The following is a 13,152-nucleotide window of genomic DNA, read 5'->3' on the forward strand; positions in this document are numbered from 1 at the left end:
TCCTTTCCGGTCTGACGCGCAGGGCTCTCTCGTCCGCTGGTCGGAGGCGCCCAGTCAACCGGCTGCCCGGCAGCTCCGGGAGCGTTCGCCGTTCGGGGGCATAGCAGTAACTTCCCACCCGCCGCATCAGGCGACGATGGCGTATAGCACCCAGCAGAGCGCGAACGCCATGAAGCCCACCGCGGTCGCGATGACCGTCCACGTCGACAGCGCGACCTGCGTGGACAGCCCCAGGAACCGGCTGACCAGCCAGAACCCGGAGTCGTTGACGTGGGAGAACGTGATCGCGCCGGCGACGATCGCCACGACGATGCACGCGAGCGCCAGCGGCGACTGGTCCCCCGAGGCGGCGACGGCGGGCGCCATCAGGCCGGCCGCCGTCGTGCCCGCGACCGTGGCGGAGCCCTGGGCGACGCGCATGATCACGGCGATCAGGAATCCGGCCAGGATGAGCGGCATGCCGACGGCCTGGAGGCTCGAGGCCATGGCGCCGCCGATGCCTGTGGCCGTCAGGACGCCGCCGAAGATGCCGCCGGCGCCGGTGATGAGGATGATCGAGCAGACGGGGCCGAGCGCGTCGTCGACGACCTTCTCGATCGCGCCGCCGATCGGACCGTCGTGCCGGCGGACCACCAGCAGGTACATCGCCAGCAGGGTGGAGATCAGCAGGGCGATCGGGGTGTTGCCGATGAAGACCAGCACCTGCGCCCACGCCGCGTCCTGGGGCACGGACCCGGTGGCCTGCAGGGTCTTCAGGCCCGTGTTCATGAAGATCAGGACCAGCGGCAGCAGCAGCAGGCCCAGCACGGTCCCGAAGCGCGGCGGGTTCGGGTTGTGCTCCGGCGCGCTGCCGAGCAGTTCGGGCACGGGCATGCGCGGGGTCCGCGCGGCGAGGACCAGCGAGAGCCGGTAGCCGGCCACGTACCAGGTGGGCAGGCCGACGAGCAGCCCGACCATGAGCACCAGACCGACGTCGGCGCCGACGATCCCGGCGGCAGCCACCGGTCCGGGGTGCGGCGGAACGAGCGCGTGCATCACGAGGAACGCGCCCGCGGCCGGCAGCGCGTACCGCAGCAGGCCGCCGCCGACCCGCCGGGCCACCGTGTAGATGATGGGCAGCATGACGATGAAGCCGGCGTCCAGGAAGATCGGGAAGCCGAAGAGCAGCGACGCGACGGACAGCGCCAGCGGCGCCCGCTTCTCGCCGAACAGGCCGATCAGCTTGCCGGAGATGACCTGGGCGCCGCCGGAGGTCTCCACGATCCGGCCCAGCACGGCGCCGAAACCGACGAGCATCGCGACGTTGCCGAGCGTCTGGCCGAACGGGCCGACGATGGTGTCCAGCAGGTCGGCTGCGCTCACCCCGGCGGCGACCGCCGTCAGCAGGCTGACGATGATCAGCGAGAAGAACGCGTGCAGGCGCACCTTCATGATCAGGAACAGCAGCGCGGCGATCGCCAGGACGGCGATCAGCAGCAGCACGGGCACGGGCAGGGCCGCCTCGGGCGTCGTGGCCGCGGGCAGCGCGAGCGGGGTCAGCGGTGTCATGTGGTCTCCAAGCGGGGTCGGCGGGCGCGCGCCTCGTCGAGCACGGCGCCGAAGTTGGCGGGGTCGTGGGCGAAGCGGCCCAGGAAGAGGCCGTCGGCCTCGGGCAGTCGCGGCAGCAGGCCGGGGCCGGCGCTGCCGCCGTAGATGAGCGTGACCGGGCGGCCCGGTACGGTCAGCCGCTCGCGCACGAGCGCGAGGACGGCGTTGACGTGCGCGGGGGAGGCGGGCTCGGTGGCGCCGATCGCCCAGACGGGTTCGTAGGCGAACAGCACGGAGGCCGGGTCGGTCCCGGCTTCCGTCCCGGTGCCCAGTGCGGCGGCGATCTGCCGCAGGCAGTCCGCCGCCGCCTCCCCGGGCCCGCCCCGGCGCAGCTCGCCGACGCAGAGCAGCGGGGTCAGGCCGGCGGCGGTCGCGGAGCGCACCTTGGCGGCCACCACGGCGTCGTCCTCGCCGAAGTCGGCCCGGCGCTCGGCGTGCCCGATCTCCACGATCCGCACCCCGAGCTCGGCGAGCATCCCGGCGCTGACCTCGCCCGTCGCGGCGCCGTCACCGACGGCGCAGTTCTGGGCGGCCAGCCGGCAGCCGGTGCCGTCCAGGATCCGCGCCGCGGATTCCAGCACGGGGTACGACGGCGCCGCGAACGGGATCGCGTCCATCCCGCCGGACGCCGTCGTGCCGGGTGCGCCGTCCGCCGTCGTGCGGGGGGTGCCCTCGCCGCGGGCGAGGAGCTCGCGGCGGAGACCCTCCAGCCAGGCGAGGGAGCGCTCGTAGCCCAGGTACATCTTGGTGCTCACGCCGACGTAGACGGCGTCCGGGCGGTCGATCGTGGCCACGGGGTCCTACTCGGCGGCGCCGGGGTCCAGCGGTGCCGGCCCCAGGTCCTTGAGCAGCTGGCCCATCTTGACGTAGGCCTCGTTGCGGTAGGCGATCAGGTCGGCGAGCTTGTCGGCGGGGACGTCGAGGAAGCCGCCGCCCGACTTGGTGCCGAGCTGGCCGGCCTCGATCTTCTCCGCGAGGATCGCCGGCGTGGCGAAGCGCTCCGGGAAGTCCGACTGCAGGGACTTGTAGCAGAAGTTGTAGACGTCCAGCCCGGCCATGTCGGCGATCGCGAACGGCCCGAAGAACGGCAGGCGGAACCCGAACGTGGTGCGGACCAGGGTGTCGATGTCGTCCGGGGAGGCGACGCCCTCCTCGACCAGCTGCGTGGCCTCGTGGAACAGCGCGTACTGCAGGCGGTTGAGGACGAACCCGGTGACGTCCTTGACCACCGCGGTCTCCTTGCCGGTCTCCTCGACGTAGCCGACGGCGGTGGCGACCGCGGCCTCGGACGTGCCCTCGTGGGGGATGATCTCGACGCCCGGGATGAACGGGGACGGGTTGGAGAAGTGGATGCCGAGGAAGCGCTCCGGGTTCTCGACGGCCACGGCCATGTCCGCGATGGAGATGGTGGAGGTGTTGGAGCCGATGATCGCGTCCGGGCGGGCGGCCGCGGAGATCTGGGCCAGGATGCTGCGCTTGAGCTCGAGCTTCTCCGGGACGGCCTCCTCGATGAAGGAGGCGTTCGCGACGGCGTCCTCCAGCGACGGCGCCGCGGAGAGGTTCCGCGTCAGCGTCTCGGTGGCGCCGGCCGGGAAGAGGCCCTGCTCCTCGAACTGCTTCGATTCGGTGAGCAGGCGCTCCAGGTTGGTCTGCGCGGTGGCGGCGTCGGCGTCCGCGAGGGCCACCTTGGCGCCGGCGAGGGCCAGCACCTGGCCGATGCCGCCGCCCATGTAGCCGGAGCCGATGATCGCTACGTTGATATCCATGTGTTTGTCCTTTGGTCCGTAGGGGGTGGGCGGCGCTTACGCGTCCGGCTCGTAGGAGCAGATGGCGTCCACCTTGGCGGCGGAGGAGCTCTGCGGGTCGAAGGTGTGGCGCAGCCATTCGTCAGCGAGCTTCTTGGCCAGCTCCAATCCGATCACGCGCTGCCCGAAGGTCAGGACCTGCGCGTTGTTGCTGAGGATCGCGCGCTCCACGGAGTAGGCGTCGTGGGCGGTGACGGCGCGGACGCCGGACACCTTGTTGGCGGCGATCGCGACGCCGAGGCCCGTGCCGCAGATCAGCAGGGCCCGGTCGGCCTCGCCGGCGGCGACCTTGCGGGCCGCGGCCACGGCCACGTGCGGGTAGGCGGTGTCGTCGCCGGAGCCGACGCCGAGGTCGACGACGGACTCGACGCGGTCGTCCGCCTCGAGCCGGGCCAGCAGGGCCTGCTTGTACTCGACCCCGGCGGAGTCGTTGCCCATCACAATCCGGAACTTCTCACTCATGTTCGTCCTCGCTTCTCTTGGTCAGTTGGCGGTGCCGTCGGCAGCGCTTAGGGCTTCGGCCACGCCCGTGGCGATCAGCGCGAAGGAGTACGCCCCCGGGTCCGGGTGGCCCAGCGACTTCTCCGCTAGGGGGCGGGCGCGGCCCTTCTTCGGCCGCAGGTCCGCGGTGGCGCGGGCGGCCTCCGTCGCGACGCCGGCGGCTTCCGCCAGCACCTCGGCCACGCTTCGTCCCGCTGCGATCCCCGCGCTGACCGCGTCCGCGTAGGGGTGCAGGGCGTCGACCATCGTCTTGTCGCCGATCTCCGTCTTGCCGAGGTCGACCACGGCGTCCCGGAACGCCGCCGCCGCGGCAGCCGCGTCGGCGCCGTCGTGCTCCTCCTTGTTGCCGAGCACGCGCCCGACGGCCGCGATCCCCGCGCCCCACAGGGCGCCCGAGGTGCCGCCGGCCTTCTCGCTCCACGCGTCGCCGGCCGCGGCCAGGACGTCGCATGCGCTGCGCTCGCCGGCGGCGGAGCGGGCGGCCGCAGCCGCCGCCTCGACCCCGCGGCGCATGCCGATCCCGTGGTCGCCGTCGCCGGCGATCGCGTCCAGGTCGCCGAGCTCGCCCTCGTGCTGCACGACGACGTCGCGCGCGGTCTCGAGCAGGTCGGCTGCGGTCGTACCGAGGCGGGCGGAGGCCGCGGTCGCGGTTTCGTGCTCGTCGGCCGCCGCGGCCGCGGCACCGAACTCGCGGCGCGCTCCGGCGTCGACGCTGCCGCGCCGGAACGCCGGGGTGTCGGCGGGCGCGGTCCATAGGCGCTCGAGTTCGTCGTCGACCCAGAAGAGCGTGAGCGAGGCGCCGGACATGTCGAGGCTCGTGACCAGCTCGCCGCATTCGGGCTCGACGACCTCGTAGCCGGCGTCGGCGAGGAGCCGGTCCACGTGTCCGAAGAGCACGAACAGCTCCTCGTACTTCACGGTGCCGAGGCCGTTGACGATCGGCACCACGCGCGTCCCGGCCTCGTCGGGCCGGTCCTGCAGCAGGCGGGTGACGAGCAGCTGGGCGAGCTCGGCGGACGTCGGCAGCTCGTGGTCGGAGATGCCCGGCTCGCCGTGGATGCCAAGGCCCAGCGACATGGTGTCCGAGGGGACGTGGAAGAGCGGGGCGGCGGCACCGGGGAGGGTGCAGCCGTCGAAGGCCACGCCGAGGCTGCGGGTGCGGTGGTTCGCCTTCTCGGCCAGGCGCACCACCTCGTCCAGGCCGGCGCCCTCCTCGGAGGCGGCGCCGGCGACCTTGAAGACGGTGAGGTCCCCGGCGATGCCCCGGCGCTCGCCGAGGCGGTCCTGCGGGGCGCTCGCGATGTCGTCGGTGACGACGACGGTGCGGGTCTCGATGCCCTCGGCGATCAAGCGCTCCTGGGCCTGGCCGAAGTGCAGGACGTCGCCGGCGTAGTTGCCGTAGCTGAGCAGGACGCCGCCGCCGTTGGCCGCGAGCTTCGCCACCCGGTGGATCTGCCCCGCGGACGGGGAGGCGAAGAGGTTGCCGCACGCGGAGCCGGCCGCCAGCCCGGGCCCGACCAGGCCCGCGAAGGCCGGGTAGTGGCCGGAGCCGCCGCCGATCACGACGGCGACCTGCTCGTCCTTCATCTCGCTCGCGCGGACCACACCGCCGTCCACGCGCTCCAGGCGGTTCCGGTGGGCGGCGACGAGGCCGTCGATCGCCGCGTCGGCGAATCCGGTGGGGTCGTCGAAGATTCGTGTCATCGTCCCGGGGCACCCGCCTGGTTCGAAACGGAGAGGGAGGCGGCGTCGTCGTGCCCGCCGGCCTGCGCCGGAAGCGGCTGCTGCCGGCCCTGGGCGACGAGCGGGGTGCCGAGCTCGTAGTCGGCGGTCTTCGGCAGGATCCGGTTGCGCAGGTACTCCTGGTTGGTCGCGCAGACGCTGAGGCCGTCTCCTCCGTAGTGCTCGGCGCAGATGATGCCCTGGAAGCCGTGGGCGAGGGCGACCTTGAACGCCTCGCGGTAGCTGATGACGCCGGTCTCCAGCGGGGCGGGCATCGCCGAGTAGTGCCCGCGGGCGGTGTTCTCGTCGCGCAGGTAGTTCTTCACGTGCCAGTAGTTGGCGTACGGCATGGTCGTGGCGATGAGCTCGTGGATGTTCTCGATGGGGCGGTGCGGGCGCACCAGGTTGCCGAGGTCCGGGTTCAGGCCGACGTTCGGCAGGTCGATGTCCTGCAGGAGCCGCACGGCCGAGTCTCCGGTGCCGACGTAGGTGTCCTCGTACATCTCCAGGGAGAGCAGCAGGCCGAGCTCGGCCGCGTGGCGCCCGAGCTCGCGGATGCGGGTCACGGCGTTGCCCCAGGCCTCGGCGTCGCCCACGGGGTCTTTGTAGCCCTCGACGGTCCAGAACCACAGTTGCTTGCGCTGCGCCGCGGTCAGCGCCTGGTGCAGGCCGATCGAGACGACCTCGCTGCCCAGGTGGGCGGCGGCCTCGAGCGTGCGGTGGCTGTAGGCGAGGTTCTCCTCCCAGTTGGCCGCGTCGATGACGCTGCGGCGGATCGCCGAGATGGCGGGGGTTCCGACGCCGGCCGCGTCTGCGGTGCGCTTGAACTCGTCGAGGCGCTGCGTGGACAGGTCGCCCGGGCGGACCCACCCGTCGAAGAGGTCGACGTTGGAGAAGCCGGCCTCGCGGACCTCGGTGAAGACGTCCATCCACACGGACGCGTCCGCGTCCTGGACGGTGCCGCCGCCGGGCAGGTCGTGGGGGAACTGCAGCAGGGCCGCCGTGATGGGCCAGTCGGCCGCGGTGTAGGGCATGGTGTCTCCGTAGTCGTAGATCCTATTTCCTATAGGATCTACGGAAGTGTGATCCATGTCAACCTTCCGACCCGAGGAGTGCCCCTGTGAAACGCCGTCGAACATATGATGAAGCGATGAGTTCCGTCTTCCCCAGCAGCCCGATGCCCGGGCGCCAGGTCCTGGCCGACCACGTGCACGAGGAGCTGCTCGCCGCCCTGATCGACGGCCGGTTCGACGCCGGCGCGGCCCTCAGCATCGAGGGGATCGCCCGCGAGCTGGGCGTCTCGCCCACCCCGGTCCGCGAGGCCCTGGCCCGGCTCGAGCACACCGGCATGGTGCGCCGCGCGGCGCTCAAGGGGTACCGCGTCGCGCCGCTGATGACCGCGGAGGAGCACGGGCAGCTCGTCCAGGCGCGCAAGCTCCTCGAAGCGGAGAACGCCGAGCTCGCCTGCCGGCGGGCCGGCGGGGAGTTCGTCGAGCAGCTCCGCGAGTCGATCGAGCGGCTGCGAACGGCCCCGACCGGCGGCTCCTACAGCGAGTTCCGCGACTACTGGAAGGCAGACGAGGACTTCCACCGGCTCATCGCCGAAAACGCCGGCAACCCGTTCCTCCTCACCGCCTACCAGACCCTCGGCGGGCAGGTGCAGCGGTTCCGCCTCTTCGCCGGTCGCGGCGTGACGGACGCCCACTGCGCCATCGCCGAGCACACGGAGGTCCTCGAGGCCTTCGAGCGCGGGGACGCCGCGGCCGCCCGCGCCGCCATGGAGAAGCACCTCGACGGCGTCGGGCGGCGCGCGATCGAGGACAGCAGCGACTGACGATCGCCTCGTCTTGCCGCGCCTCGCCCCGCGCCGGCGGTCAGGACACGGCCACCGGAGCCTCCGGTGCGCGGCTGCCGGCGACCTCGCGCACGGTCACGGGGGTGTCCATGACGCGCCCCTCGGGAACCTCCCGCACCCCGCCGACAACCGCGAACGCTCCGGTCAACGGCAGGTCCTCGCTGCTGGTGCCGACCTCGACGCCGAAGGTGCCGGGCTCGACGATCCGCCGCCCGTCGAGGCCCGTGAACGACGTCCGGTCCGCGTGTACCGAGAACTCCACCCGCCGCGACTCGCCGGCGGCCAGCCGCACCTTCGCGAACCCCGTGAGGAGCCGCCGCGGGCGCACCACGGAGGCGACGTGGTCGTCGATGTACAGCTGCACGACCTCGGCGCCGTCGCGCTCCCCGGTGTTGGCGACCGTCGCGCCGACGGTGACGACGCCGTCGTTCGCGATCTCCTCCGCCGAGACGGACAGGTCCGAGACCTCGAACCGGGTGTAGGAGAGGCCGAACCCGAACGGGTACAGCGGCCGCGGGTCCAGGTTGGAGACGCCGTCCGAGTGCCAGCCCAGCGGCGGGGTGAGGTAGGTTCCCGGCTGGCCTCCGACGTGGTCGGGGATCTGCACCGGCAGCCTGCCGGACGGGTTGACCGCGCCGGTCAGCACGGAGGCCACCGCGGGCCCGCCCTCCTCGCCGGGCATGAACGCCTGCACGATCCCCGCCGCCCGGTCCGCAAACGCGCCGAGCGAGTACGGCCGGCCGGTGACGATCACCAGGACCGTCGGCGTGCCCGTGGCCAGCACGGCCTCGACCAGGTCGGCCTGCTTCCCGGGCAGGGAGAGGTCGACGACGTCGCAGCCCTCGCCCGAGGTGCCGCGGCCGAACAGGCCCGCCAGATCGCCGACCGTGACGATCGCGACCTCGGCGTCCTCCGCCGCGGCGACGGCCGCCGCGATGCCGGCGTCGTCCGGGTCAGTGAAGTCGACCCCGCGCTCGTAGGCGATGATCGCGTCCGCCAGTACCGGGTCCGCGCGCAGGGAGTCGAGGATCGAGGGCAGCTCGATGCCGTGCTCGTTCTCGCCGAAGAACCGGGAGAGCACGTGGTTGGTGAACGAGTAGCAGCCCAGGTGCGCCCGCGGCTGGGCGGCGGACGGTCCGACGACGGCGATGCGCGCCGGTGCGGCACTGTCGCCGCCGGCGGTGGCGGGCCGGGCACCCAGCGGCAGGACGCCGTCGTTCTTGAGCAGGATGACCGACTCCTCCGCCATCCGGCGGGCGTGGGCGCGGTTGCCCGGGGAGTCGAAGTCGACGACGTCCGCCGCCCAGTCCTGCTCCGGCGACCAGTCGGCGTCCAACAGGCCCAGCTCGGCCTTCTGGGTGAGCACGCGGCGGACGGCGGTGTCGAGGACCTGCGCGTCCAGGCGTCCGTCGGCGACGGCCGCGGCCAGGTGCCGGAACGCGTTGGTCTCCGGCAGCTCCACGTCCATGCCGGCCGCGATCGAGACGATGCCGGCGGCGTCCTGACTCTCGGCGATGCGGTGCATGGTCTCGAGGAAGCTCACGGCCCAGTAGTCGGAGACCACGGTGCCGGTGAAGCCCCAGCGGTCGCGGAGGATCCCGGTCAGCATCCGGTGGCTCGCCGCGGGCGCCTCGCCGTCGACGTCGGCGTAGGAGTTCATCACGGACTTCACGCCGCCCTCGCGGACGGCGCGCTCGAAGGGCGGCAGGACGACGTCCTCGAACTCGCGGGTGCCCATCGGCACCGGTGCGTGGTTGCGGCCGGCGCGGGAGGCGGCATAGCCGGCGAAGTGCTTCAGCGTCGCGTGCACGCCCGCGCCCTGCAGGCCCCGCACGTAGGCGGTGGAGAGTTCGGAGACCAGGTGCGGGTCCTCGCCGAGGGTCTCCTCGACGCGGCCCCAGCGGTAGTCGCGGACGACGTCGAGCACGGGGGACAGGCCCAGGTGAACGCCGACGTGCTTCATGTCGGAGCCGATGCGGGACGCCATGTCGCGGACCAGCTCCGGGTCCCAGCTGGCGCCCCACGCGATCGACGCCGGGTAGCAGGTGGCGCCCATCGTGGTGAAGCCGGTCAGGCACTCCTCGTGCGCCAGGGCCGGGATGCCGAGCCGGTTCGCGGCCACGACCTGCCGTTGCAGGTCCGCAAGCCGGCCCCGGCCCTCGGTCGGGTCGAGCGGTGCCGAGCCGAAGGCGCGGGTGATCTGGCCCAGGCCGCCGGCGATCTCCTCCTCGAAGCTCGGGTGGCCGGCGGAGAACGTGTCCTCCATGGGCGCGACGTTCCCGTCGCCGTCGTCGTTGCGCTCCTCGGGGCGGATCCAGGAGGAGCCGAGCTGGGAGACCTTCTCCTCGACGGACATCTCCGCCATCAGCGCCTCCACACGCTCGGCGACGGGCAGGCCGGCATCGCGCCAGGTGTTCCGGGGGTTGTTCATGGTGTTCCTTTGCGGTTCGTGGGCGTCGTTACTTGCTGAAGCCGGCCGTCAGGCCCGCCACGAGCTGGCGGCGGCCGATGATGTAGGCGGCGAGGATCGGGAGGCAGGAGAGGACGACGGCGGCGAGCACCGCCGGGATGTCCACCGCGAATTCGCCCTGGTAGGTCCACAGGGACAGCGGCAGCACCCGCACCTCGGAGCTCTGGGTGAGCACCAGTGGGAACAGGAAGCCGTTCCACACCTGCAGCGCGTCGTAGATGCCGACCGCCATGATCGCCGGCTTGGACAGCGGCAGCACCAGCTCGCGGAACATCTGCCAGTGGCTGGCGCCGTCGAGCGTCATCGCCTCGTACAGCGAGGACGGGATGTCGCGCAGGAAGTTCGTCAGGATCAGCACGCTGATGGGGATGGCGAACGCGATGCCCGGCAGGATCAGCGCCAGCAGGGAGTCGTAGAGTCCCAGCTGCACGATCAGGTAGTAGACGGGGATGATCGTCGCCTGGATCGGGATGGCGATGCCCAGCAGGAAGAGGCGGTGGCTGAACTTCGCGAATGCCCCGCGGTTGCGGACGATCACGTAGCTCGCCAGCAGCGAGATCAACAGCACGACGCCGACGGTCACCACCGTGACCAGCGCCGAGTTGAAGAAGTACAGCGCGAACTCGTTCTCGAGCACCCGGCCGTACGCGGCGAAGGTCAATTCCCGCGGCCACGCCAGCGGGTTGGCGCCGAAGTACTCCTGCCGCGGCTTCAGGCTGGTGACCAGGATGTAGTAGATCGGGACGATCGTCACCAGCAGCCAGAAGGTGGCGGCGAGTCCGCCGATGGCGTTGGGGGCCTGCCCGCCCGTTGTACGCAGATTCATCAGGCGCCCTCCTGCTGGCTTTCCATTTTGTCCGCCCCGCCGAGCCGGTTCAGCAGCAGTGAGATCACGAGGCCGACCACCACGAGGATCACGGCGATCGCGCTCGCCGGGCCCATCTGGTAGCTGCGGAATCCGGTGAGGTACATGTCCAGCGGCAGGATGCGGGTCGCGTTGCCCGGCCCGCCGTTGGTCATGACGAACACCAGGTCGAAGTACGTCAGCGAGCCGACGATCATCAGCGTCGAACTGGTGATGACGGTGTACTTGATCTGCGGGAGCGTCACGGAGAAGAAGGTGCGCACGCGCCCGGCGCCGTCGAGCATGGCGGCCTCGTACATCGACGTCGGGATCTGCTTGACGCCCGCCTGGTAGAGCAGCGAGTGGAAGGGGACGAAGCACCACGCGATGACGAAGATCAGCACGTAGAAGACCAGATCGGTGCTGCCGAGCCAGTCCTGGCTCAACCACGGGACGTTGAACGCGTTGGACAGGCCGAAGTTCGGGTCCAGCAGGGCCTTGAACGCGATGCCGACCGCGGCCGCGGAGAACAGCAGCGGCAGGAAGTACAGCACCGAGTACACGGCCCGGTACTTCTGGCTGCCGGCCATGAAGACGCCGAGCAGGATGGCGATCGGCGCCTGGGTCACGTAGGTCAGCACGGTCATGGCGAGCGTCAGCCACATGGCGTGCAGCGTCACCGGGTCGGAGAACACGCTCTGCCAGTTCGCGAGGCCGGCGAACGACGGCGTCCCGAGCCCGTCCCAGTTCGTGAGGGACAGTACGGCCACGCCGAGCAGCGGGATCAGGGCGAAGACCGTGAAGAAGGCCAGCGCGGGGGCCAGCATCCAGTAGCTCGGCCCGTCGGTCGTCGTCCGCCGCTGGCGCCGGCGTGCCGGAGCGGGCGGGGGGCTCACCGGAGCAGTCAGGGTACTCATCGGCATCCGGCTACTTGATCGTGGCGTTCATGTTGTCCACGAACTGCTCCGGCGTGACCGTTCCCTGGAAGATCTGCGAGAGGTTGGTCAGCAGTTCCTGTGCCTGATCCGGAGCCAGCGCCTGGTCCCACGAGAGCTGGAAGTTCGGCGCGTCCTGGACCATGCCGTAGGCGTAGTCCAGGAACTCCGCGTCCTCGCTGGCGGCGATGGCTTCCCCGGCGTCGTCGGTCGAGGGGACCAGCCCCAGCTCGATGAACTTGTCGATGGACTCCTCGTTGAGGGTGTACTCGTTCAGGTAGTCGAACGCGGCCTGCTGCTCCTCCTCGGAGGCATCTGCGGAGACGGCCCAGAAGTTGGCCGGGTTGCCGACGATGTTCGCCGGGTCGCCTGCGCCGCCGTCGACGGTGGGGAACGGGGCGAATCCCAGGTTGCCCTCCTCGTACCACTCCGGCGCGTCGGCTTTGAAGCCCGCGTAGACCCAAGACCCCTGCAGCAGCATCGCGGCCTTGTCCGTGTGGACCAGGGCGGCGTCCGCGTTGGCGTCGGCGACCACCGAGCCGTAGGAGTCGCCGAAACCGCCGGCGTCGACGAGCTCCTGGATCCTGGTGAGGGCCTCGGCCACCGCCGGGTGGCTCCACGCGTCCGGCTCGTTGTTCGCGATGGCCTGGAAGACCTCCGGGCCGCCGATGCGGTCGGTGAGGTACTGGATCCACATCAGGTACGGCCACTGGCTCTGGCCGGCGACGGCGAACGGGATGATGCCCTCCGCTTTGAAGGCCTCGACGGCGTCGAGCGTCTCCTCCCACGTGGTCGGCGGCTCGACGCCGACCTCGTCGAAGAGTTTCTCGTTGATGTAGAGAACCACGGGCTGCGTGCTGTTGTTCGGGACGGCGTACTGCGCCCCGTCCACCTCGCCGGCCTGCTCGATGGACTCGATCGCGCGGTCCTCGAGCGCGTCGACCTTGCCGGTCAGGTCGACGACGTTGCCGTTGGCGACGTAATCGGCGAGAGTGCCGCCCGACCAGTTGAAGATGAGGGTCGGGGCGTTGCCTGCGCCGACGGCGGTGCGGATCTTCTCTTTGTAGGCGTCGTTGGCGAAGAACTCGGCGGAGATCCCCTGATCGGGATTCGCCTCGTTCCACTGCTCGAAGGAGGCCTCGAAGGCGTCCTGCTGGGATCCCGTGAGGGTCCAGGCGGAGAAGCCGCCGGCGGTGGCCCCGCCGGGCTGTGCGCCGCCGCAGGCGGAGAGGGCGAGCGGGGCGATCAGTGCGGCGGACGCCAGGAGGCGGCGACGGGTGCCGCGCTTCTTCGTGGCTGGCGGGGTCGGATTCGCGGAGACGTGCATGGTGGATTCCCTCGATTTCTGCGGACGGCGGTGGTGCCTCAGCGACCCGTCGTCACGAAAGTTTCGGAAAGTTACTAATGGCGGACACAAGTTATAGTGTGCTGTG

General features: G+C 71.2%; 11 protein-coding genes. 1 reads left to right on the forward strand and 10 read right to left on the reverse strand.

Features of this window, described 5'->3' with window-relative positions; genetic code table 11:
• Window positions 1–126: 126 nt before the first annotated feature.
• The 6 genes from IE069_RS00485 to IE069_RS00510 are packed head-to-tail and all read right to left on the reverse strand — an operon-like array spanning window position 127 to window position 6,649.
• Window positions 127–1,548, reverse strand: coding sequence for a GntP family permease (locus IE069_RS00485; RefSeq protein ID WP_189348147.1), 1,422 nt, complete (start codon window positions 1,546–1,548; stop codon window positions 127–129).
• Window positions 1,545–2,381 carry a triose-phosphate isomerase family protein gene (locus tag IE069_RS00490; protein WP_308425362.1) on the reverse strand — a complete coding sequence of 279 codons (837 nt, stop codon included), beginning with the start codon at window positions 2,379–2,381 and terminating at the stop codon, window positions 1,545–1,547. The genes IE069_RS00485 and IE069_RS00490 overlap by 4 nt, the downstream gene beginning before the upstream one ends.
• A 6-nt stretch (window positions 2,382–2,387) precedes the next feature.
• A complete protein-coding gene (locus IE069_RS00495; RefSeq protein WP_189348148.1) occupies window positions 2,388–3,353 on the reverse strand; it encodes a 3-hydroxyacyl-CoA dehydrogenase family protein in 966 nt (321 codons plus the stop codon).
• Window positions 3,354–3,389: 36 nt separating this feature from the next.
• Window positions 3,390–3,854: a ribose-5-phosphate isomerase gene (locus IE069_RS00500; RefSeq protein WP_189348149.1), complete on the reverse strand. Its 465-nt coding sequence runs from the start codon at window positions 3,852–3,854 to the stop codon at window positions 3,390–3,392.
• Between the two features lie 21 nt (window positions 3,855–3,875).
• Window positions 3,876–5,597: a dihydroxyacetone kinase family protein gene (locus IE069_RS00505; RefSeq protein ID WP_189348150.1), complete on the reverse strand. Its 1,722-nt coding sequence runs from the start codon at window positions 5,595–5,597 to the stop codon at window positions 3,876–3,878.
• Entirely contained in the window at window positions 5,594–6,649 is a 1,056-nt protein-coding gene (locus tag IE069_RS00510) for a sugar phosphate isomerase/epimerase family protein (RefSeq protein WP_189348441.1), read from the reverse strand. The genes IE069_RS00505 and IE069_RS00510 overlap by 4 nt, the downstream gene beginning before the upstream one ends.
• A 116-nt stretch (window positions 6,650–6,765) precedes the next feature.
• Here IE069_RS00510 and IE069_RS00515 point away from each other — a divergent pair, with 116 nt between their 5' ends.
• On the forward strand, window positions 6,766–7,449 hold the full coding sequence (locus IE069_RS00515) for a GntR family transcriptional regulator (RefSeq protein ID WP_189348151.1): 684 nt from the start codon (window positions 6,766–6,768) through the stop codon (window positions 7,447–7,449).
• Window positions 7,450–7,489: 40 nt separating this feature from the next.
• On the opposite strand, the gene IE069_RS00520 is transcribed toward IE069_RS00515, so the two are convergent.
• Genes IE069_RS00520 through IE069_RS00535 form a run of 4 tightly spaced genes read right to left on the reverse strand, consistent with a single transcriptional unit; the run spans window position 7,490 to window position 13,046 of the window.
• The gene (locus IE069_RS00520; RefSeq protein WP_189348152.1) at window positions 7,490–9,901 is read right to left on the reverse strand and encodes a glycoside hydrolase family 3 N-terminal domain-containing protein; all 2,412 of its coding nucleotides are present in this window, start codon (window positions 9,899–9,901) and stop codon (window positions 7,490–7,492) included.
• Between the two features lie 28 nt (window positions 9,902–9,929).
• Complete coding sequence (locus IE069_RS00525; RefSeq protein WP_189348153.1) at window positions 9,930–10,766, reverse strand: carbohydrate ABC transporter permease; 837 nt, start codon at window positions 10,764–10,766, stop codon at window positions 9,930–9,932.
• Window positions 10,766–11,701, reverse strand: coding sequence for a carbohydrate ABC transporter permease (locus IE069_RS00530; RefSeq protein ID WP_373287777.1), 936 nt, complete (start codon window positions 11,699–11,701; stop codon window positions 10,766–10,768). The genes IE069_RS00525 and IE069_RS00530 overlap by 1 nt, the downstream gene beginning before the upstream one ends.
• Window positions 11,702–11,711: 10 nt before the next feature.
• Window positions 11,712–13,046, reverse strand: coding sequence for an ABC transporter substrate-binding protein (locus IE069_RS00535; RefSeq protein ID WP_189348154.1), 1,335 nt, complete (start codon window positions 13,044–13,046; stop codon window positions 11,712–11,714).
• Window positions 13,047–13,152 lie beyond the last annotated feature (106 nt).

The organism is Zhihengliuella salsuginis, assembly GCF_014651715.1.
Classification (GTDB): Bacteria; Actinomycetota; Actinomycetes; order Actinomycetales; family Micrococcaceae; genus Zhihengliuella; species Zhihengliuella salsuginis.

Bases quoted from the DNA above. Each gene is read 5' to 3' on its own strand.
- IE069_RS00485 (WP_189348147.1), bottom strand. From the start codon at position 1,548: ATGACACCGCTGACCCCGCTCGCGCTGCCCGCGGCCACGACGCCCGAG.
- IE069_RS00495 (WP_189348148.1), bottom strand. From the start codon at position 3,353: ATGGATATCAACGTAGCGATCATCGGCTCCGGCTACATGGGCGGCGGC.
- IE069_RS00500 (WP_189348149.1), bottom strand. From the start codon at position 3,854: ATGAGTGAGAAGTTCCGGATTGTGATGGGCAACGACTCCGCCGGGGTC.
- IE069_RS00505 (WP_189348150.1), bottom strand. From the start codon at position 5,597: ATGACACGAATCTTCGACGACCCCACCGGATTCGCCGACGCGGCGATC.
- IE069_RS00510 (WP_189348441.1), bottom strand. From the start codon at position 6,649: ATGCCCTACACCGCGGCCGACTGGCCCATCACGGCGGCCCTGCTGCAG.
- IE069_RS00515 (WP_189348151.1), top strand. From the start codon at position 6,766: ATGAGTTCCGTCTTCCCCAGCAGCCCGATGCCCGGGCGCCAGGTCCTG.
- IE069_RS00520 (WP_189348152.1), bottom strand. From the start codon at position 9,901: ATGAACAACCCCCGGAACACCTGGCGCGATGCCGGCCTGCCCGTCGCC.
- IE069_RS00525 (WP_189348153.1), bottom strand. From the start codon at position 10,766: ATGAATCTGCGTACAACGGGCGGGCAGGCCCCCAACGCCATCGGCGGA.
- IE069_RS00530 (WP_373287777.1), bottom strand. From the start codon at position 11,701: ATGAGTACCCTGACTGCTCCGGTGAGCCCCCCGCCCGCTCCGGCACGC.
- IE069_RS00535 (WP_189348154.1), bottom strand. From the start codon at position 13,046: ATGCACGTCTCCGCGAATCCGACCCCGCCAGCCACGAAGAAGCGCGGC.